The following is an 18,462-nucleotide window of genomic DNA, read 5'->3' on the forward strand; positions in this document are numbered from 1 at the left end:
GACCCTTTAGGCTGGTGGCGTGAAGGTTCTTGTCATCGGTTCGGGCTCCCGTGAACACGCCCTCGTCCTCGCTCTCTCACGCGACCCGCAGGTCGACGCCGTCATCGCCGCACCCGGCAATCCGGGGATCGCTCAGATCGCCCACACCGAGGCCGTCGATGCCTCGGACGCGGCCGCGGTGACTGCTCTGGCCGAATCGCTCGACGTCGACCTCGTCGTCATCGGCCCCGAGGCGCCCCTGGTCGCCGGGGTCGCCGACGCCCTGCGCGAGGCTTCGTTCCCGGTCTTCGGGCCGAGTTCGGAAGCGGCCGTGCTCGAAGGCTCGAAGGCCTTCGCCAAGGAGGTCATGGAGTCGGCGAACGTGCCCACCGCGCGCACCGTGGTCGCCTATTCCGTCGACGAGGCGGCCGCCGCACTGTCCGAGTTCGGTGCCCCGCACGTCGTCAAGGCCGATGGTCTGGCGGCCGGCAAGGGCGTCGTCGTGACTTCGGACCGTGAGGAGGCGCTGAGCCATGCGGCTTCCTGCCTCGAGGTCTCCGACCGGGTCGTCATCGAGGACTACCTCGACGGCCCCGAGGTCTCCCTCTTCGTCCTCTGCGACGGTCAGCACACGCTGCCGCTGGCCCCCGCGCAGGACTTCAAACGCATCGGCGATGGGGACACCGGTCCGAACACCGGCGGCATGGGCGCCTACTCGCCCCTGCCGTGGCTGCCCGAAGGCACCGTCGACGAGATCATCGACACCGTCGCCCAGCCCGTCGTCGACGAGATGGCCCGCCGCGGCACCCCGTTCACCGGCCTCCTCTACTGCGGGCTGGCGCTGACGTCGCGGGGACTGCGCGTCGTCGAGTTCAACGTCCGCTTCGGCGACCCCGAGACCCAGTCCGTGCTCGCCCGACTGAGGAGCCCCCTGGGGCAGACCCTCCTGGCCGCAGCCGAGGGCCGGCTCGACGAGGTCGGCGCCCTCGACTGGGATCCGCGCGCTTCGGTCACCGTGGTCATGGCCGCCGAGAACTATCCGGGCGCCCCGGCCACCGGCGACATCATCCGCGGACTCGACACCGCCGGAGCTCTGACCGACATCAGCGTGCTCCATGCGGGCACGAAGCTGGCGACCGGCCCCAGCGGCGGCTTCGCCCCCGAGGACGCCGTGATCACGAAGGACATCGCCGAAACCGGTGACATCGTCACCTCCGGCGGCCGGGTGCTCTCCGTGGTCTCCCTCGGCACGGACCTCACCGAGGCCCGGGAGAAGGCCTATGCGGCCGTCGACGAGATCAGATGGGACGGTCAGCAGCACCGGAAGGACATCGCCGAGGCGGCCGCGGCCGGGCGCATCGAACTGGCCGGCATCTACGGCGCACCGGAAGCAGCGGTCCCCTCGGGGGCGTCGGACGCCTCGACGACGTCGGGCGGGATGGCCGCACCCGATCTGCCGGGGTGGACTCATGTGTATTCGGGCAAGGTCCGCGATCTCTACATCCCCGAAGGCGCCGCCGATGCCGCGAGCGCCGAGTCCCTGCTCATGGTCGCCAGCGACCGGATCTCGGCCTATGACTGGGTGCTCGACTCCGAGATCCCGGACAAGGGCAAAGTCCTCACGGGGCTGAGCCTGTGGTGGTTCGACCAGCTCGCCGACGTCATCGGCAACCATGTCATCAGCTCGGATGTGCCCGAGGCGGTGCGCGGTCGCGGGCTGATCGTTGCGAACCTGTCGATGCTGCCCGTCGAATGCGTCGCCCGCGGCTACCTCACCGGCTCCGGCATGGCCGACTATCGGGCAGCGGGCTCCGTCTGCGGCGTCCAGCTGCCTGCCGGGCTCGAGGAAGCCGACCGCCTCGAACCTCCGATCTTCACCCCGGCGACGAAGGCCGCTCTCGGCGAACACGACGAGAACGTCAGCTTCGATCGGGTCGTCGAGACCGTCGGAGCCGAAGCCGCGGAGAAGCTGCGCAGCCTCACGGTCGACATCTACCAGCGCGCCGAGGCTATCGCCCGCGAACGCGGAATCATCCTCGCCGACACGAAGTTCGAGTTCGGCACCCTGCCCGACGGCACGATCGTGCTCGGCGACGAAGCGCTCACCCCGGACTCCTCCCGCTTCTGGGACGCCGACGGCTACGCTCCCGGGCAGACGCAGGCGAGCTTCGACAAGCAGTTCGTCCGCGACTGGCTGACCGAGGAGTCCGGCTGGGACAGGTCCTCGGACACCCCGCCGCCGGCTCTGCCGAACGAGGTGGTCGAGAAGACCCGCGCACGCTACATCGAGGCCTTCGAGAAACTCACGGGGCAAACCTTCCCCGGCTGACGCGCTCCGGCTTTGCCGCCGGAGCCCTCCTTCGAGCCGCCTTCCCACTCCCTCCCCGCCGCGCGGCCCCGAACACGCCACGCCTCCCTCGTCCTGCGGATATCGCAGGGTGAGACACCGATCCAGCGTTGACAGCAATTGCCATTGCACTTTCCGTCCATGATCGTCATTTACCGCAACGGATTCGGTGGATTCACCGTTCTTCTTCCGCTATGGTGACTTAACAGTGATTCAGGACACAGCCTCGGGCCTGTCCTCACTCCCCGGTCGCTCGACCGGGAATGTCCCTGCGGGACGCGGACTCCGCGGCCCGCCCGAGCTTCGACAACGCAGTCGGGAGGCAGCAGTGGATCTCGATATCCTCGACGTCACCATCTTCGACGGGCATGCGCTCCGTCCTGAGAGCCGGATCAGTGTCCGGGACGGGCTCATCACCGAGATCGGCACGGGAAGCGCGGCGACGCCCGCGGCCCGCACCATCACCGCCGCCGGCCGCCTGCTCACCCCCGGTTTCGTCGACGCCCACGTGCATACGACCTTCGGCGGCCAGGAGTCCCTGGCCTGCGACCTCAGCCAGGCGGACGGCCTCGAGGAGTCCCTGGAGACTCTGCGCCTGTATCTGGCCAGGACCGAGGGGTGGGTCACCGGCGGCGGCTGGTCGATGGCCGACTTCCCGGGCGGTGCTCCGACCGCTGAGATCCTCGACGAGGTCGCCCCGCACCGTCCGATCATCCTGCTCAGCGCCGATCACCACTCGGCGTGGGTCAATCGGGCGGCCATGGCCATCGCCGGCATCGACATCACCACCCCGGACCCGGCGGGCGGAGTCATCGTCCGCAGCGAGCTGGGCGAGCCCACCGGATGCCTGCACGAAGCGGCCATCGACCTCGTCGGCGCACACGTCCCGCCCGCCGATGATGCGACCATCCGAGCTGGTCTGCTCGCCGGCCAGACGTACCTCCACGGGCTCGGGGTCACCGCGTGGATGGACGCCATCATCGGCGACTACTCCGGTCACCGCTCCCCTTTCGACTCCTATGTCGCCGCCGAGGCGACCGGGGAGCTCGCCGCCGAGGTGGTCGGGAGCCTGTGGTGGCCCCGCGACGTCACCGACATCGACGCGGAAGTGGAGCGCCTGCTGGCGCTCAGACGCGGGGAGGGAAGGTTCCGCACCACCTCGGTGAAGTTCATGCTCGACGGCATCGTCGAATCCCGGACGGCCGCGATGAGCCGCGAATACTCCTGCTCCTGCGGCGGTTTCGGCACGAGCTACTTCACCCGCGAGCACCTCGAGGCCTCCTTCGCCGCCCTCGACGCCGCGGGCTTCGACATCCACTGCCACGCGATCGGCGATGCCGCGGTCGGAGCCGCACTCGATGCCTTCGCAGCCATCGGCTCCGTCCCCACCTCCGATCGCCGCCACCACATCGCCCACGTCCAGGTCGTCGATCCCGTCGACGTCCCCCGCTTCGCCGAACTCGGAGTCACCGCGAATCTGCAGGCGCTCTGGGCGTGCTTCGACCAGCAGATGATCGACCTCAACATCCCGTTCCTCGGCCCCGAGCGCACCGGCTGGCTCTACCCCTTCGGTTCCTTCGCCCGGGCCGGCGCACACCTGGCGATGGGCTCGGACTGGCCGGTGTCGACGGCGAATCCCTGGGAGGCGATCCACGTCGCACTCAACCGCTCGCACCCCTCGGCCGCCGACACGTCACCGCTGCTGCCCGAAGAGGCGATCGACCTGACGACTGCCCTGCGCGCCTGCACTTCGGGCTCGGCCCACCTGCTGCGTTCGCAGGCCAATGGCCGCATCCGCCTCGGCGCGCCCGCGAACCTCGCGCTGGCCAGCGCGAACCCCTTCGAACTCGACCCGTCCGAGATCAGCACCGTGACCAACGAACTGACCATCTGCGACGGCCGAATCGTCTTCGACGCCGCCGAGGGCGCGCCGCCGACCACTGTCACCCCGACTACCGCTGAAAGGCCATCATGACCACCACAGTCACCGCCGAGACGACACCGGCCACCGGGCTCGACCACCTCGAGATCCAGGGCGTGAAGAAGGTCTTCGGCGACAACACCGCCATCGAACGCCTCGACCTGTCCGTGCACAGGGGCGAGTTCCTCTCCCTGCTCGGCCCCTCGGGCTGCGGCAAGACCACCCTGCTGCGGATGATCGCCGGCTTCGAGACCCCCACCGACGGGGCGATCCTGCTCTCCGGCAAGGACATCGTCTCCCTTCCCCCGCACCGGCGGCCCGTCAACACGGTGTTCCAGTCCTACCTGCTCTTCCCGCACATGAACATCGCCGACAACATCGCCTACGGCCTCAAACAGGCGAAGGTGCCCAAACCCGAGATCGCCCAGCGCGTGCGGGAGGTCCTCGCCCTCGTCCAGATGGAGGACTTCGCCGGTCGGAAACCGGAACAGCTCTCCGGCGGTCAGCAGCAGCGCATCGCGCTCGCCCGGGCCCTGGTCAACCGTCCCCAGGTCCTCCTCCTCGACGAGCCGATGTCGGCCCTGGACCGGAAGCTGCGCGAGGAGATGCAGCTCGAGCTCAAACGCCTCCACACGAAGCTCGACACGACCTTCGTCTTCGTCACCCACGATCAGGACGAGGCCCTGGCCATGAGCGATCGCATCGTCGTCATGTACGACGGGGTCATCCAGCAGATCGGAACCGGTGAGGACATCTACGCGAACCCGACCAACGGCTTCGTCGCCGGATTCATCGGCAAACAGAACTTCATCCCCGCCGAGGTGGCTTCCATCGACTACGGCACCGCGCGGCTGCGCACGGCCAACACCGTCCTGGAGGTCCCCTCGCTCGACCTGCGACCGGCCACCGCGGCCGGGCGGACCGAAACGCTGAGAGCAGGCGAGAGGGTGCGTGCGGCGATCCGACCCGAACGGATCCGGGTCGCTCCGGCCGGGCAGGAGCCCGCGACGGCGAACACCGCCCGCGGGACGGTGATGTCGTACTCCTTCCTCGGCGATGTCATCCAGTACATGATCACGGTCGGCGACAACGACGAGATCCTCGCCCGCGTACCGGCCGCCGGCAGCACACCCCTCAGTGCCGACGCCGAGGTGGACCTGAGCTGGGACGCCGACGCCGTGGCCGTCTACGGATGCGAAGGCGGCTCGTCCTCATCCGACCGTGAAGGCGGTGCCTGAGATGGTGCGCACCGCTGCCGATGTCACATTCCTGGCGCCGCGGGCCGCCTCGGCGAGGCTGACCCGGCGAGCGCTGCTGGCCGGTTTCGGGGTGGTCGGACTCGGTGCTCTGAGCGCCTGCGGCAAGACCACGAAGATGGCGGCCTCGCCTCCTGCCGACGGCGAGATCGAATCGAAGCTCAACCTCTACTCCTGGGGCGACTACGACAATCCCGACCTCATCGAGGCATTCAAATCCGAATACGATGTGCTCGTCCAGGTCGATTCCTACGGGTCGAACGAGGAGCTCGTCGCGAAGCTGTCGACCTCGCGGGGCACCTCCGGGTACGACGTGGTCGTCCCGACCGGGGCGAACATCCCACAGATGCTCAATCACAATCTGCTCCAGGAGCTCGATCTCAGTCTCATCCCGAACTTCGAGCACATGGATCCGAACTTCACGAACCAGTACTTCGATCCCGACAACAAGTACTCGATCTGCAAGGCGTGGGGGACGACCGGGTTCGTCTACAACACGAAGAAGATCACTCGTGAGCTCACCAGCTGGCAGGACTTCATCGACACCGCACAGGACGAGGCTGCGGGGACGACCTCGCTGCTCGAGGATCCCTGGGAGGTCTCGGCGATCGCGCTCTCGGCTCTGGGCTACAGCCTCAACACCGAAGACGAGGGCGAGCTCGACGAGGCCCGCGACATCGTCGTCGACCAGCTCGCCCCGAACACGAAGGCCTATATCGGCAACGTCGCCACCGGAATGATCCAAGGCAGCTTCACTCTGCTGCAGGCGTTCAACGGCGATGCCCGGCAGGGCCTGTACGAGGTCTCGGACCCGGAGAACTGGAAGTTCGTGTTCCCGACCCCCTCGGCGAATCTGTGGACGGACTGCTGGGCGATCGCCACGGGCGCCCAGCACCCGGATGCGGCCCACGCCTTCATCAACCACATGATCTCTCCCGACACGGCCGTCGAACAGCTCGACTACATCGGCTACCCGATCGGGACCAAGGGTCTGGACGAGCAGGCGAAGAAAGCCGATATCGACGAACCGGATCTCATCTTCCCCTCCCAGAAGGTCCTCGACCGACTCGAACCCAGCAAACAGACACCGGCCGATCAGATCCGGACGAAGATCTTCGCCGACGCACAGGCAAGGAGCGGAGCATGAGCACGACCGCGCAACCGAACCGACAGCAGCCATCTCCGACTCCGCCCCGACCGCCCGCCGCACCGTCACCGGGCCGGGCCGAGCGCGGGATCTCCGCGCGCTTCTTCGGCGCCTCGGCGATGTCGTTTCCGACCTGGGCCTATGTGCTGTTCTTCTTCGTCATCCCTGTGGCCCTGGTCGTCTTCTACAGCTTCGGGTACAAACCCGACGAGTTCACGGCCATCGCCACCGACCGGCTGTCGTTCGACCGCTACCCGGAAGCGATGACGACGAGCTTCGTGACGACGTTCTTCGCGACCCTGCGGATCTCGATCCTCGGCACCATCCTGTGCCTGCTCATCGCGCTGCCCTTCGCCTACTGGCTGGCGATCAAGGTCTCTCCGGCCCGCCGCTCGCTGGCTCTGGCGCTGGTGATGGTGCCGTTCTGGACGAACTTCCTCGTGCGCACACTCGGCTGGCAGATCATGCTCTCCCCCGACGGGTTCCTGTCGAACTGGATGCAGGCGCTCGGTCTGCTCGACGGGCCGCTCGACATCCTCTACACTCGCTCGGCGGTCCAGATCGGCGTCGTCTACAACTACCTGCCCCTGATGATCCTGCCGCTGTTCGTGGCCATCGACGCCTCCGGCAAGAAGCTGCGCGAAGCCAGCTATGACCTCGGCGCGGGGAAGGTGAAGACATTCATGCGCGTGACCCTGCCGATGGCGATGCCCGGCGTCGTCTCCGGCTGCCTGCTCGTCTTCATCCCCCTCAACGGCGACTACGTCACGGCGACGGTGCTGGGCGGGGCGAGCGGGTCGATGGTCGGCCAGCTCATCGCCAACCAATTCAACACCGCACAGAACTGGGCGGTCGGTGCGGCCATGGCGATGATCCTCATCATCTCCACCCTGGTCGTCGTCGGTGTCGGGTTCGCACTGCTCAAGCTCGGGCAGACGATCACGGCCCGCCTCAACAGCGTGCCGCTCATGGACGGGAGGGCCTGAGATGCCGAAGAAGAACACATTCGCACGTCGGACGCCGACCGATATCGCCCTTCACGTCTGGGGCATCATCGTCTTCATCTACCTGTTCGTCCCGATCGCGGTGATCATCGCCTACTCGTTCAACAACGGCAAGGTGCTCGCGAACTTCCGCGGCTTCGGACTGCACGCCTATATCAGCGGCATCAACAACGACATCATCATCTCCTCGATCGTCACGAGCCTCCAGGCGGCCGTGGGCGCTGCCATCGTCTCGACGGTCTTCGGCACCCTGGGCGGGGTCGCTCTGGCCCGGGCGCCGAAGGGCGCCTGGTGGGCCTTGGGTCTGACCGCGATCCTCGGGCTGACCCTGGTCACACCCGAGATCGTCGACGGCATCTCATTCCTGCCGTGGTTCGTCACCGTCGGCGTCGACTGGGGCATCACCCCGCTCAACAACGGTCTGGTCAGGCTGATCATCTCCCACGCGATGTTCTCCATGGCGATCGTGACCTTCATCGTCCGCGCCAGGCTCGCCGGCATCGACACCCAGCTCGAGGACGCGGCGGCAGATCTCGGAGCCACCCCGTGGCATCGGTTCAGGGACATCACCCTGCCGATCGCGGCCCCGGGCATCCTCGCCGGAGCCCTGATGTCGTTCACCGTAAGCCTCGACAACACGATCCTCTCGAGCTTCGTCCAGCAGCCCGGCTACACTCCCTGGCCGGTCTACATCTTCTCCGCCGTCCGTGTGGCCCTGCGCCCCGAGGTCGCGGCGATGTCGACGGTGATGTTCTTCCTCACCCTGGCCGCTCTCGGGTTCGTCGGCTTCGTCCTGCGCAAGGCCGGCGGCAATGCCACCGAGATCATCAAGACCATGGCGGGCTGATCCTCGCCGAGGCGGGCCCGCACCCCGGGCGTCGCACGGGAGAATGAGATCCGACGCACGGCAGAGCGCATCTGCCGCACAGACAGAAAGAGATACGACATGGACGTGCACACCGCACTGGCCGACGCTTCGACAGTTCCCTATTGGCTCGACACCGAGCTGCGCCCCACTCCCCTGCCGCCCCTGACCGAGGACCGCAGCGCCGACCTCCTCGTCGTCGGAGGCGGGTACACGGGACTGTGGACGGCGCTGCAGGCCAAGGAGCGCGACCCCGAACGCCATGTCGTGCTCGTCGAGGCGAACTCCATCGGGTGGGCCGCCTCGGGGCGCAACGGCGGATTCTGTGCGGCCAGCCTCACTCACGGCTATGACAACGGCGCGACCCATCTGCCCGAGGAGAACGAGCGCCTCGCACAGCTGGGACGTGAGAACCTCGATGCGATCGAGGCCGCAATTGCCCGGTACGGGATGGACTGCGAGTTCGAACGCACCGGTGAGCTCGATGTGGCGACCGAGGACTATCAGGTGGCCGACCTGCGTGCCGGGCACGACCCCGAGGCCGGTTTCATCTTCTACGATCAGCAGCAGCTGGCGCAGCTGGTGAAGTCACCGACCTACAAGGCCGCACTGTGGGACTCGCGTGAGGTCGCGATGGTCCATCCGGCGAAGCTGTGCTGGGAGCTGCTGCGGGTCGTCCGCGAACTGGGTGTCGAGGTCTACGAGAGCACCAAGGTCACCTCCGTCACCGACCGGAAGTCCACTGTCGAGGTCACGACCGAGACGAACGAGGCGGGTGCCGGGGCGAACGAAGCGGGCAGCCGTGCAACCATCACCGCGAACCGCGTGGCGCTGGCGACGAACGTCTTCCCCTCCCTGCTCAAACGCGTCAGTCTCCACACGGTCCCCGTCTACGACTACGCGCTCATGACCGAACCGCTGACTCCCGAGCAGATGGACTCGATCGGCTGGGAGGGACGCCAGGGCATCGGCGACTGTGCGAACCGCTTCCACTACTACCGGCTGACCGCTGACAATCGGATCCTCTTCGGAGGATGGGACGCCGTCTACCATTACGGGCGCCAGGTGTCGTGGAAGTACGATCAGCGCCCGGAGACCTTCGAGACACTCGCCGAACACTTCTTCGCCACGTTCCCGCAGCTCGAGGGGCTGCGGTTCACCCACAAATGGGGAGGACCGATCGATACCTGTTCGCGGTTCTTCTCCTTCTTCACCACCGCCTACGGGAAGAAGGTCGCCATGGCGGCCGGGTTCACCGGCCTCGGCGTCGGTGCCTCCCGGTTCGCCGGAACCGTCATGCTCGACCTCCTCTCCGGTGAGTCGACCGAGCTGACCGAGCTCGAGATGGTGCGCAGGCTGCCGCTGCCGTTCCCGCCCGAGCCCGCCGCCTGGCTGGGCATCAAGTTGACGACTCGGGCCCTCATCAGATCCGATGAGAACGAGGGCAGGCGAGGTCCGCTGCTCAAGGTCCTCGATGCCGTCGGCATGGGCTTCGATTCCTGAGACGCCGTCCGGGCGGTCCGGCGCGCGAGCGCCCGGGCCGAGGGTCCCCAGCGCTTGATAGACTGTGGGCGAGCGCGGGAGGAACTCCCGAACACTTTCACAAAGGAGCAGAACACGCATGGCACGTGTCGTCGTTGAGGTGATGCCCAAACCCGAGATCCTTGACCCGCAGGGCAAGGCGATCTCCGGCGGACTGACACGCCTCGGCTTCACCGGGTTCGGTGAGGTCCGTCAGGGCAAGAGGTTCGAACTCGAGGTCGAGGGCGAAGCCACCGAGGAGGTTCTCGCCCAGGCCCGCGAAGCCGCGGAGAAGCTCCTGTCGAACCCCGTGATCGAGAACGTCGTCGCCGTGCGCGTAGCCGAGGATGCGTCGTGACCGCTGTCGCTGAGAACCCCACCACCGCCGAGGCGGGGACCGGCTCCGGCATCTCCGTCGGAGTCGTCACCTTCCCCGGGACCCTCGATGACCGTGACGCCGCCCGAGCCGTGCGTCTGGCGGGAGCCGAGCCGGTGAACCTGTGGCATGCCGATTCGACTCTGTCCGGTGTCGACGCTGTCATCCTGCCCGGCGGATTCTCCTATGGTGACTATCTGCGCTGCGGTGCGATCGCGGGCTTCGCGCCGATCATGGAGGCCGTGGTGGCCGCCGCAGGTGCGGGCATGCCGGTGCTGGGCATCTGCAATGGCTTCCAGATCCTGTGCGAGTCCCACCTGCTGCCCGGTGCGCTCATCCGCAATGACCACCAGCATTTCATCTGCCGCGATCAGGACCTCCTCGTCGAGAATGCGGACACCGTCTGGACTGGCGACTACGAGCAGGGTCGGACGATCCGGATCCCGCTGAAGAACGGTGAGGGCGGCTACGTCGCCACCGATGAGGTGCTCGACGAGCTCGAATCGACGAACCGTGTGGTGTTCCGCTACCAGGGGCCCAACCCGAACGGTTCGCTGCGCGACATCGCCGGAATCACGAACGAAGCGGGCAACGTCGTCGGTCTCATGCCGCACCCCGAACATGCCGTCGAGGCCGGATTCGGGCCTGAGGCCGGCGGAGGGGTCGACGGCCAGGGCGTCTTCTCCTCGGCCGTGCGCGCCCTCGTCGCACGCTGATCCCCGAACACCGAGCAGGCCGTCCCCTCTCTCCGGAGGGTGACGGCCTGCTTCGTCGTTCAGCGGTTCCCCGACGAGTCGCCGGTCATCGTTCGAACTGGATGCGACGGCGGGCGAGCAGAATCGCCGCTGCACCGCCGAGGATGAGCAGCCCGCCTGCTGCCAGACCGGTGATCTCGGCACCGGTGCGGGGCATCGAGTCTCCGCCGGAACCGCCCGCGTTGCCCGAATCCGTGCCGGCCCCGGCGCCCGAGTCGCCGCCGGTGACGACGAATCGACCATCCATACCGGTGTCCATGCAGTTCGCCTTGACCCGATAGGTCCCGACATAGGCCTGCGGGTCGTCGGCGAGCCCGTAGACCTGTACCCCGGCGACTCCGTCATCGTCGCCCCGGGCCGTCTGCTCGTAGAGCTTCGTGTCGAAGTCCTCGGTCCAGACTTCGAACTGCACCCGGGCGTCCGGTTCGCAGTCGGTGACGGTGAGCATCACGCCCTTGTCACGGTTGACGAAGTCGGCACCGGAGATCGTCGCGGGCTCGACCGACAGAGTCGGGTCGACCACGCTGCCGTCATCGGTGACGGTGAAGGCGGCCTCGGCACTCTGGTCGCCGCAGGACGCAGTCACCAGGAACTCACCGACCCAGGCTGTGCCGCCGTCGCCTCGGGGCACGAATTCCGCATAACCGGCAGCATCCTCCCCCGCCTTCTGCGATTCCTCCCAGATGACGGTGTCGGGATCGTCGGCGGAGCTCACGCGGAAGTCCACATCGGAGTCGACGTGACAGTTGACCATCGTCATGTTCACTCCCCCATCGAGGAAGTCGGCGAGAGGCTGCGACTTCGGTGAGACCCTCAGGTCAGCCTCCGGGATGCCTCCGTCCGTCACGGAGAAGCCCGCTTCGGCGGAGTGGCCACCGCAGTCGGCCTGCACGACGAAGTCGCCGATCCACCCGTCAGCGCCGGTACCGGGCAGGAATTCCGCCGAGGCGCCGCCCTCGTCATCGACTCGAGTGCTGTCCTCCCAGTACTGAGTGTCCGGATCGTCCTCGGCGATGATGCGCAAGGTCACGTCCTCACCGGCCGGACACCCGGTCACGCTCATCGATATCCCATCGGTGAGGTAGTCGTCGATCGTTTGCGTCTGCGGAGTCACCGACAGTTCGACCTCGGCCGCTGCGTCGTCGACCACGGTGACGCTGCCGCTGAATGTCTTCGCCTGCTGACCGTCTCGCTGGACGGTGACGGTGACTTCGAGGACGTCGCCGGCCTCGAGCTCGGTGCCGCCGGTGATCGTGCCGGAGAAGACCCCGTCCTCGGCGACGGTGGCCGCTCCCTCTGAGCCGGGCTCGGCCCTCACAACATCTCCGGCTTCGAGGGAGTCGATGGTGTAGCCGATTCCCTCGGTGCTGATCTCCTCGGCCGTCGCCTCGGTCCGATCGAGAGAGAACGAAGCGCTGATCGGGTCGGTCTGCTCCTCGGTGCCCTCATCCGGCGCATCCGTCGGGTCAGAGTCGTTGTGCGCACCATCGGCTCCGTCGCCGGGAGGAGCTGTCTGGCCGTCGCCCGTTTCATCCTGCCCGGGCGAACCGTCGGGATCTGAAGCGTCTTCGCCGGTGGACTGCGTCGGTTCCGCGGCTGCGGCAGGAGCGGGGGCTCCGATCTCGGCGCCTGCCGGCCCGATTCCGAGCAGTGCTGCGGTCAGCGCAATCGTCGCTGCCAGTGCCAGGCGTTTCATGGTGACCCCTCCAAAGGTTCGTCCTCGCCTGATCGAGGTGTTGGCAGGGACACTACGCCGACAGTGGCAGGGCATCGACTTTCGGTCATTTAGTACATGACGGAAATGAGATGCTCGTTATCCGCCATCGTCATCGTCGCGCCTCACCGGCGGCCCAGAGCGTTGGTCGGCAGTGCGCAGGGCCCCGTCGCGCGGCAGCCTCCACCTCGGCCGATGTCTTCCGGCGCACGGATTGAGGGCGAATCTGCATGGCCACAATGAACATCACGATTCCGCAGCGCTCGGCTCGCAGCGCCGAAAAACGTTATGTCCCGGTCCCCGGATCAGGCCCGCTCTTCACCCGACCCCGCGTCGAGCGAATCAGCGTCCGCGGCTTCGCTCAGAGGTGCCCCGGGTTCGGCTTCGGCCTCGGCGAGGACCTCAGTGGTGAACTGCTCTTCGGCGTCCTCTCCGCGGAACTGCGACATGTAGAGGCGGTGGTAGGCGCCGCCGGCTGCCAGGAGTTCGTCATGGTCGCCGTGCTCGACGATCGCCCCGTCCTCCATCACGAGGATGGTGTGGGCGTCGCGGATCGTCGACAGGCGGTGGGCGATGACGAACGACGTCCGATCCGTTCGCAGCGCCGCCATTGCCTGCTGCACGAGCACCTCGGTGCGGGTGTCGACCGAGGAGGTCGCCTCGTCGAGGATGAGCAGGGACGGGTCCGCCAGGAACGCTCTGGCGATGGTGATCAGCTGACGTTCTCCGGCGGAGACGCTGCCGCCGTCGGAATCGATGACGGTGTCGTAGCCGTCGGGCAGCTGCCGGACGAACCGATCGACCATTGTCGCCTTCGCCGCTTCGACGACCTCCTCGTCGCTGGCGTCGAGTCGACCGTAGCGGATGTTGTCGGCGATCGTGCCTTCGAACAGCCACGCATCCTGGAGGACCATGCCGACGTGGGACCGCAGGTCCGCTCGGCTGAGATCTCGGGTGTCGTTGCCGTCGAGGAGGATGGTTCCGCCGGTGATCTCGTAGAAGCGCATCACGAGGTTGACCAAGGTGGTCTTCCCGGCTCCGGTCGGGCCGACGATCGCCACGGTATGGCCCGGCTCGGCGGTGAAGGACACCTCCTCGATGAGCGGGGTCTCCGGCGCGTAGCGGAAGCTCACTGCGGAGAATTCGACCTTGCCGGGAGTGCGCGGCGGCAGCGTCCGGCTCACTTCGTCGGGGTCTTCCTCCTCCGCGTCGAGCAGCTCGAAGGTCCGCTCGGCCGAGGCGACGCCGGACTGGAGCATGTTCGCGACTCCGGCCATCTCGGAGATCGGCTGGGAGAACTCGCGCGAGTACTGGATGAACGCGGTCGCGTCGCCGAGCGTCATCTGCCCCGTGGCGACCTTGAGGCCACCGGCGACGGCGATGAGGACATAGCTGAGATAGGACACGAACTGCATCGAGGGCATGATCATCCCGGAGACGAACTGTGCTCCGGCCGAAGCCCTGTACAGCGATTCGTTGCGGCGGTCGAACTCGTCGAGCATCACTTCGTCACGGCCGAAGGCACGGACGATGTCGAGTCCGGAGAACGACTCCTCGACATGGCCGTTGACGTCTCCAGTGTGCTTCCACTGGGCCTTGAACAGCTTCTGGGAACGAGTGCCGATGACTCCGGCGATGAGGCCCGACAGAGGCAGTGCGATGAGGGCGAGCAGTGCCAGCTGCCAGGAGACGATGAACATCATCACACCGATGCCGATGATCGTCAGCGCCGACTGGATCAGTTGGGAGAACGCCTGCTGCAGGGCCTGCTGGATGTTGTCGACGTCGTTGGTCACCCGCGACATGACATCGCCGCGCTGCCGGGTGTCGAAGTAGCGCAGAGGCAGGCGGTTGATCTTGCGTTCGATGTCCTCACGCAGTCGGTAGACCACGCGCATGACCAGGGCGTTGAGGATGTAGCCCTGAGCCCACATGAGCATCGAGGCCACGAGGTACATGAGCAGGACTGCGATGATGATCTGACCGAGAGCGGTGAAGTCGATGCCCTGCCCGGGGACCACCTCGGCGGTGGCGAGCATATCGGCGAAGTCATCACGTCCCTGGGCTCGCGCACCGGCGATGATGTCGTCGATGTCCGCTCCGGTCGGCAGCTGCGCACCGATGACTCCGGAGTAGACGACATCCATGGCCTTGCCGAGCACCTTGGGGGCGATGACGGTGAGGACGACTGAGCCGACGACGAGAGCGACGACGTTGATGAGTCCCAGCTTCTCGCTGGTCATGAGCCCGAACAGGCGTTTGACCGACGGCCAGAAGTGCTTGGCCTTGCGCGGGGGTGTGCCTCCGCTCATCTCGAGCTCTTCGCCGCTGGGGATGTACTCGTCGTCTGCGGACACGACGGTCTCCGTCGAGGTGTCATCGGCCATGTCAGTTCACCTCTTCCGTGGTCAGCTGGGATTCGACGATCTCCCGATAGGTCGGGTTCGTCTCGGCGAGTTCCTCGTGGGTGCCGCGGCCGACGATGCGTCCGGCTTCGAGGACGATGATCTGGTCGGCATCGCGGATGGTCGACACGCGTTGGGCGACGACTATGACGGTGGCCTCCCCCGTCGATTCGTCGAGGGCAGCACGCAGACGCGAGTCCGTGGCGACGTCGAGGGCGGAGAACGAATCGTCGAAGACGTAGATCTGCGGCTTCACGGTCAGTGCCCGGGCGATGCACAGGCGCTGGCGCTGGCCGCCCGAGTAGTTCGTGCCGCCCTGGGCGACTCTCTCCTCGAGGCGGTGCTCCTTCTCGGTCACGAAATCTTCGGCCTGGGCGATGCGCAGGGCGTTCCAGAGTTCGGCGTCCGAGGCGTCCTCGTTGCCGAAGCGCAGGTTCGAGGCGATCGTGCCGGAGAACAGGTAGGGCTTCTGTGGGACGAGTCCGATCAGCTGCGCCAGCTGGTGTCGGTTGAACGCGGTGACAGGGATGCCGTCGATGAGGATCTCGCCTTCCTGCGGGCCGATGAGCCTGGGGATGAGGTTGACGATCGTCGACTTCCCGGCACCCGTCGATCCGATGATCGCGGTGGTCGTACCGGGCTGTGCGGTGAAGTTCAGTCCTTCGAGGACGGGAACTTCGGCGCCGGGGTATCCGAAGGTGACGTTGCGGAACTCGAGCTCGCCTCGGCGCGGGACTTCGTCGACTCCTGCGGGGATGGTCATCGTCGTCCGGGCGTCGAGGATCTCGGCGATGCGCTCGGCGCAGACGACGGCGCGCGGGATCATCATCATCATGAACACACCCATCATCACGGCCACGAGGATCTGCAGGAGGTACTGGAGGAAGGCGGTCAGTGAGCCCACTTCCATCTGTCCGGCGTCGACGCGGTGACCGCCGAACCACAGGACCGCCGCGGTCGCGAGGTGGAGGATCATCATGATCGCGGGGAACATGAGGACGAAGAGGTTGCCGACCTTGACCGAAGTCTCGGTCAGCGCCCTGTTCGCGTCGACGTAGCGGTCGGTTTCGAAGGGTTCGCGGACGAAGGCGCGGATGACGCGGATGCCGGTGATCTGCTCGCGGAGGACTCCGTTGATGTCGTCGACCTGGTCCTGCATGCGGCGGAACAGCGGCATGAGGAGGTACACGAGGACGGCGACCACGACGAAGAGGATCGGCACAGACACCCACACGAGCCAGGACAGTCCGGCGTCTTCACGCAGGGCCATGATGATTCCGCCGATGCACATGATCGGGGTCGAGACCATGAAGTTCAGGGTCATGAGCACGAGCATCTGCACCTGCTGCACGTCATTGGTGTTGCGCGTGATCAGTGTGGCGGAGCCGAACTTCCCCACTTCGAGCATCGACAGATCGTCGACCTGGCGGTAGATCGCCCGGCGCAGGTCGCGGCCGACGCCCATTCCGGTCCGGGCACCGAAGTAGATCGCGGTGATCGCGGTGATGACCTGGACGAAGCAGACCAGCAGCATCGTCATGCCCGTCGACCAGATGAAGTCGGTGTCGCCCTTCGCCACGCCTTCGTCGATGATCCGCGCGTTGAGGCTCGGCAGGTACAGGGCGGCGATGGTCGAAGCCAGTTGCAGGATGACGACCAAGATGATGAACGGCCAGTAGCTCTTGGCGTATTTCAGGGACAGGCGGAGTAGGGCCACGATGAACGTCCTGGGTGAAGAGTGACTGATGAATGAGTCGTGAGAGGCGCGAAGCGCAACAGATCGCTTTACATGCATTCTCCTTGCCGCGGTAGACGAGCGGGTCCTGTCCTGGCTCCTTCACTCCATCACACGGCACTGACGTAGACTGTTCCGCCGCGTGCCTCCTCGCTTCTCAGGCGCTCCCGCTTAGGCTTGAACCCATGAGCACAACTTTGCAGGACCTGGTCAATCGCGCCGTCTTCTACTCCACCGAGGTGCAGACCCACTTCGGTGGGCTCATCGCCGACGCAGAGTGGGAAGTCGACTTCACCGCAGACCCGCACCTGACGTTCAGTACGGAGAACGGTGTTGTTCTGCGCGCCCGCCCGCATCTGCTGGGCTCCGAGTCGAGTCGCGACAAGACCTGGCTGTGGGGATGGGAGAACGTCAACGACTTCCCCGAGGCGGTCGTCGGTCTCTCACATGACGTGCGCAAGTTCGGTGCGGCCGAGGAGGTCACGGAGCTGACCACCTCCGAGCTCGATCTCGATGAGGAGTTGGCCCTGCGCCTGACCCTCGCGGCGAAGGAGGCCACGGGCAAGTGGGCTCACTATCCTGCCGAGGCGGGAGCCGGCACGACGGTGTGGCTGCTCGTCGACGCTGATGCGCTTGTCCTCCCCCAGCCACAGGTGAAGGTGTCCGTGCGTGCTCTCATGCAGGGGCTGACGCAGACGACGGTGAGCGACCACCGGGCCGCGATCGAGTCGTATGTCGCCAAACGGGGCATTCCCGTCGAAGAGCTGCCGGCCGGCGGCCTGCGGATGCTGTTCGCCGATGGATCAGCCGATCTGTCCTTCGACGACGAGCGCCGGATCTCCAACTGCGATATGAATACCCCGCTTGAGGGCGAGGCCGCTGAGCAGTATGCGAAGGCAGCTGCAGGCGCCCCCGCCGAGGTGGGCACGGAGTCCACCGCTCCCCGCCCGGATTCCACGACGGCTCCGACACCTGCATCGTCTGCCGCGGCCGGTGATGAGTCCGTACACCACCCCGCCGAGGCGGCCGGCTCGAGTGCCGTCTCTGACTCGTCGGCACCCCATGCCGAGGACGAGTCCGCCCCGGAGCTGGTCGACGAGGCGGTCACGACGGAAGCTCCCGCTGCACGGAGCGAAGCGGACACCGGGGAACCTGAAAGGCACGCCGCCGAAGAGACAGGTACTGAGCCGGCTCCAGCGGAGACCGACACCGAATCGGCCGCTCGGGACGAGGAAGAGACACCGGCGGAGAAGCCGAAGAAGAAGGGACTGTTCTCCAAGCTGTTCGGTCGCTGATCTCCGAGACCAGTCGTTGAGGGCCGTTGCCGATTCGTCGGCGACGGCCCTCAATGGTTGCTCTGACCTGAGTTGCACAACTTTAGTTACCCACCGCTGAAGGCCGGGTTTACGACTTTTCCAGTGCCTTAAGCATGTTCTC

At 66.5% G+C, this 18,462-nt stretch carries 13 protein-coding genes; 10 read left to right on the plus strand and 3 right to left on the minus strand.

The features are described from left to right. The first annotated feature begins 19 nt into the window (after positions 1–19). From purD to purQ, 9 genes are all read left to right on the plus strand, one after another. Positions 20–2,308 (plus strand): phosphoribosylamine--glycine ligase, encoded by a 2,289-nt coding sequence (gene purD, locus IHE57_RS11210; protein WP_209325708.1) that lies wholly within the window; start codon positions 20–22, stop codon positions 2,306–2,308. A gap of 346 nt (positions 2,309–2,654) precedes the next feature. Continuing rightward, a complete protein-coding gene (locus IHE57_RS11215; protein ID WP_209325709.1) occupies positions 2,655–4,301 on the plus strand; it encodes an amidohydrolase in 1,647 nt (548 codons plus the stop codon). Continuing rightward, the gene (locus tag IHE57_RS11220; RefSeq protein ID WP_209373025.1) at positions 4,298–5,485 is read left to right on the plus strand and encodes an ABC transporter ATP-binding protein; all 1,188 of its coding nucleotides are present in this window, start codon (positions 4,298–4,300) and stop codon (positions 5,483–5,485) included. Before IHE57_RS11215 ends, IHE57_RS11220 begins: the two co-directional genes overlap by 4 nt. Position 5,486: 1 nt before the next feature. Continuing rightward, complete coding sequence (locus tag IHE57_RS11225; RefSeq protein ID WP_209325711.1) at positions 5,487–6,650, plus strand: polyamine ABC transporter substrate-binding protein; 1,164 nt, start codon at positions 5,487–5,489, stop codon at positions 6,648–6,650. Then, positions 6,647–7,636: an ABC transporter permease gene (locus IHE57_RS11230; RefSeq protein ID WP_209325712.1), complete on the plus strand. Its 990-nt coding sequence runs from the start codon at positions 6,647–6,649 to the stop codon at positions 7,634–7,636. The genes IHE57_RS11225 and IHE57_RS11230 overlap by 4 nt, the downstream gene beginning before the upstream one ends. A gap of 1 nt (position 7,637) precedes the next feature. Beyond that, a complete protein-coding gene (locus tag IHE57_RS11235; RefSeq protein WP_209373027.1) occupies positions 7,638–8,501 on the plus strand; it encodes an ABC transporter permease in 864 nt (287 codons plus the stop codon). A gap of 99 nt (positions 8,502–8,600) precedes the next feature. Next, positions 8,601–10,022 carry an NAD(P)/FAD-dependent oxidoreductase gene (locus tag IHE57_RS11240; protein WP_209373035.1) on the plus strand — a complete coding sequence of 474 codons (1,422 nt, stop codon included), beginning with the start codon at positions 8,601–8,603 and terminating at the stop codon, positions 10,020–10,022. A 118-nt stretch (positions 10,023–10,140) separates the two neighbouring features. Continuing rightward, positions 10,141–10,398, plus strand: a complete 258-nt coding sequence (gene purS / locus IHE57_RS11245) for a phosphoribosylformylglycinamidine synthase subunit PurS (protein WP_039208104.1) — start codon at positions 10,141–10,143, stop codon at positions 10,396–10,398. Next, positions 10,395–11,132: a phosphoribosylformylglycinamidine synthase subunit PurQ gene (gene purQ, locus IHE57_RS11250; RefSeq protein ID WP_209373037.1), complete on the plus strand. Its 738-nt coding sequence runs from the start codon at positions 10,395–10,397 to the stop codon at positions 11,130–11,132. The genes purS and purQ overlap by 4 nt, the downstream gene beginning before the upstream one ends. Before the next feature lie 85 nt (positions 11,133–11,217). On the opposite strand, the gene IHE57_RS11255 is transcribed toward purQ, so the two are convergent. From IHE57_RS11255 to IHE57_RS11265, 3 genes are all read right to left on the minus strand, one after another. After that, positions 11,218–12,867 carry a hypothetical protein gene (locus tag IHE57_RS11255; RefSeq protein ID WP_209373039.1) on the minus strand — a complete coding sequence of 550 codons (1,650 nt, stop codon included), beginning with the start codon at positions 12,865–12,867 and terminating at the stop codon, positions 11,218–11,220. A gap of 323 nt (positions 12,868–13,190) precedes the next feature. After that, positions 13,191–15,272 (minus strand): ABC transporter ATP-binding protein, encoded by a 2,082-nt coding sequence (locus IHE57_RS11260; protein WP_209373041.1) that lies wholly within the window; start codon positions 15,270–15,272, stop codon positions 13,191–13,193. A gap of 1 nt (position 15,273) precedes the next feature. Beyond that, entirely contained in the window at positions 15,274–17,007 is a 1,734-nt protein-coding gene (locus IHE57_RS11265; RefSeq protein ID WP_209373043.1) for an ABC transporter ATP-binding protein, read from the minus strand. A 203-nt stretch (positions 17,008–17,210) separates the two neighbouring features. Between IHE57_RS11265 and IHE57_RS11270 the strand changes: the two genes are divergently transcribed. Beyond that, on the plus strand, positions 17,211–18,320 hold the full coding sequence (locus IHE57_RS11270; protein ID WP_209373045.1) for a DUF6882 domain-containing protein: 1,110 nt from the start codon (positions 17,211–17,213) through the stop codon (positions 18,318–18,320). The last annotated feature ends 142 nt before the right edge of the window (positions 18,321–18,462 follow it).

The organism is Brevibacterium renqingii (assembly GCF_017808105.1).
GTDB lineage: Bacteria > Actinomycetota > Actinomycetes > Actinomycetales > Brevibacteriaceae > Brevibacterium > Brevibacterium renqingii.

Excerpts from the sequence above, each read along its gene's own strand:
- IHE57_RS11260 (WP_209373041.1), bottom strand. The coding sequence starts at position 15,272 with ATGGCCGATGACACCTCGACGGAGACCGTCGTGTCCGCAGACGACGAG.
- IHE57_RS11225 (WP_209325711.1), top strand. The coding sequence starts at position 5,487 with ATGGTGCGCACCGCTGCCGATGTCACATTCCTGGCGCCGCGGGCCGCC.
- IHE57_RS11270 (WP_209373045.1), top strand. The coding sequence starts at position 17,211 with ATGAGCACAACTTTGCAGGACCTGGTCAATCGCGCCGTCTTCTACTCC.
- IHE57_RS11255 (WP_209373039.1), bottom strand. The coding sequence starts at position 12,867 with ATGAAACGCCTGGCACTGGCAGCGACGATTGCGCTGACCGCAGCACTG.
- purS (WP_039208104.1), top strand. The coding sequence starts at position 10,141 with ATGGCACGTGTCGTCGTTGAGGTGATGCCCAAACCCGAGATCCTTGAC.
- IHE57_RS11240 (WP_209373035.1), top strand. The coding sequence starts at position 8,601 with ATGGACGTGCACACCGCACTGGCCGACGCTTCGACAGTTCCCTATTGG.
- IHE57_RS11230 (WP_209325712.1), top strand. The coding sequence starts at position 6,647 with ATGAGCACGACCGCGCAACCGAACCGACAGCAGCCATCTCCGACTCCG.
- IHE57_RS11220 (WP_209373025.1), top strand. The coding sequence starts at position 4,298 with ATGACCACCACAGTCACCGCCGAGACGACACCGGCCACCGGGCTCGAC.
- IHE57_RS11235 (WP_209373027.1), top strand. The coding sequence starts at position 7,638 with ATGCCGAAGAAGAACACATTCGCACGTCGGACGCCGACCGATATCGCC.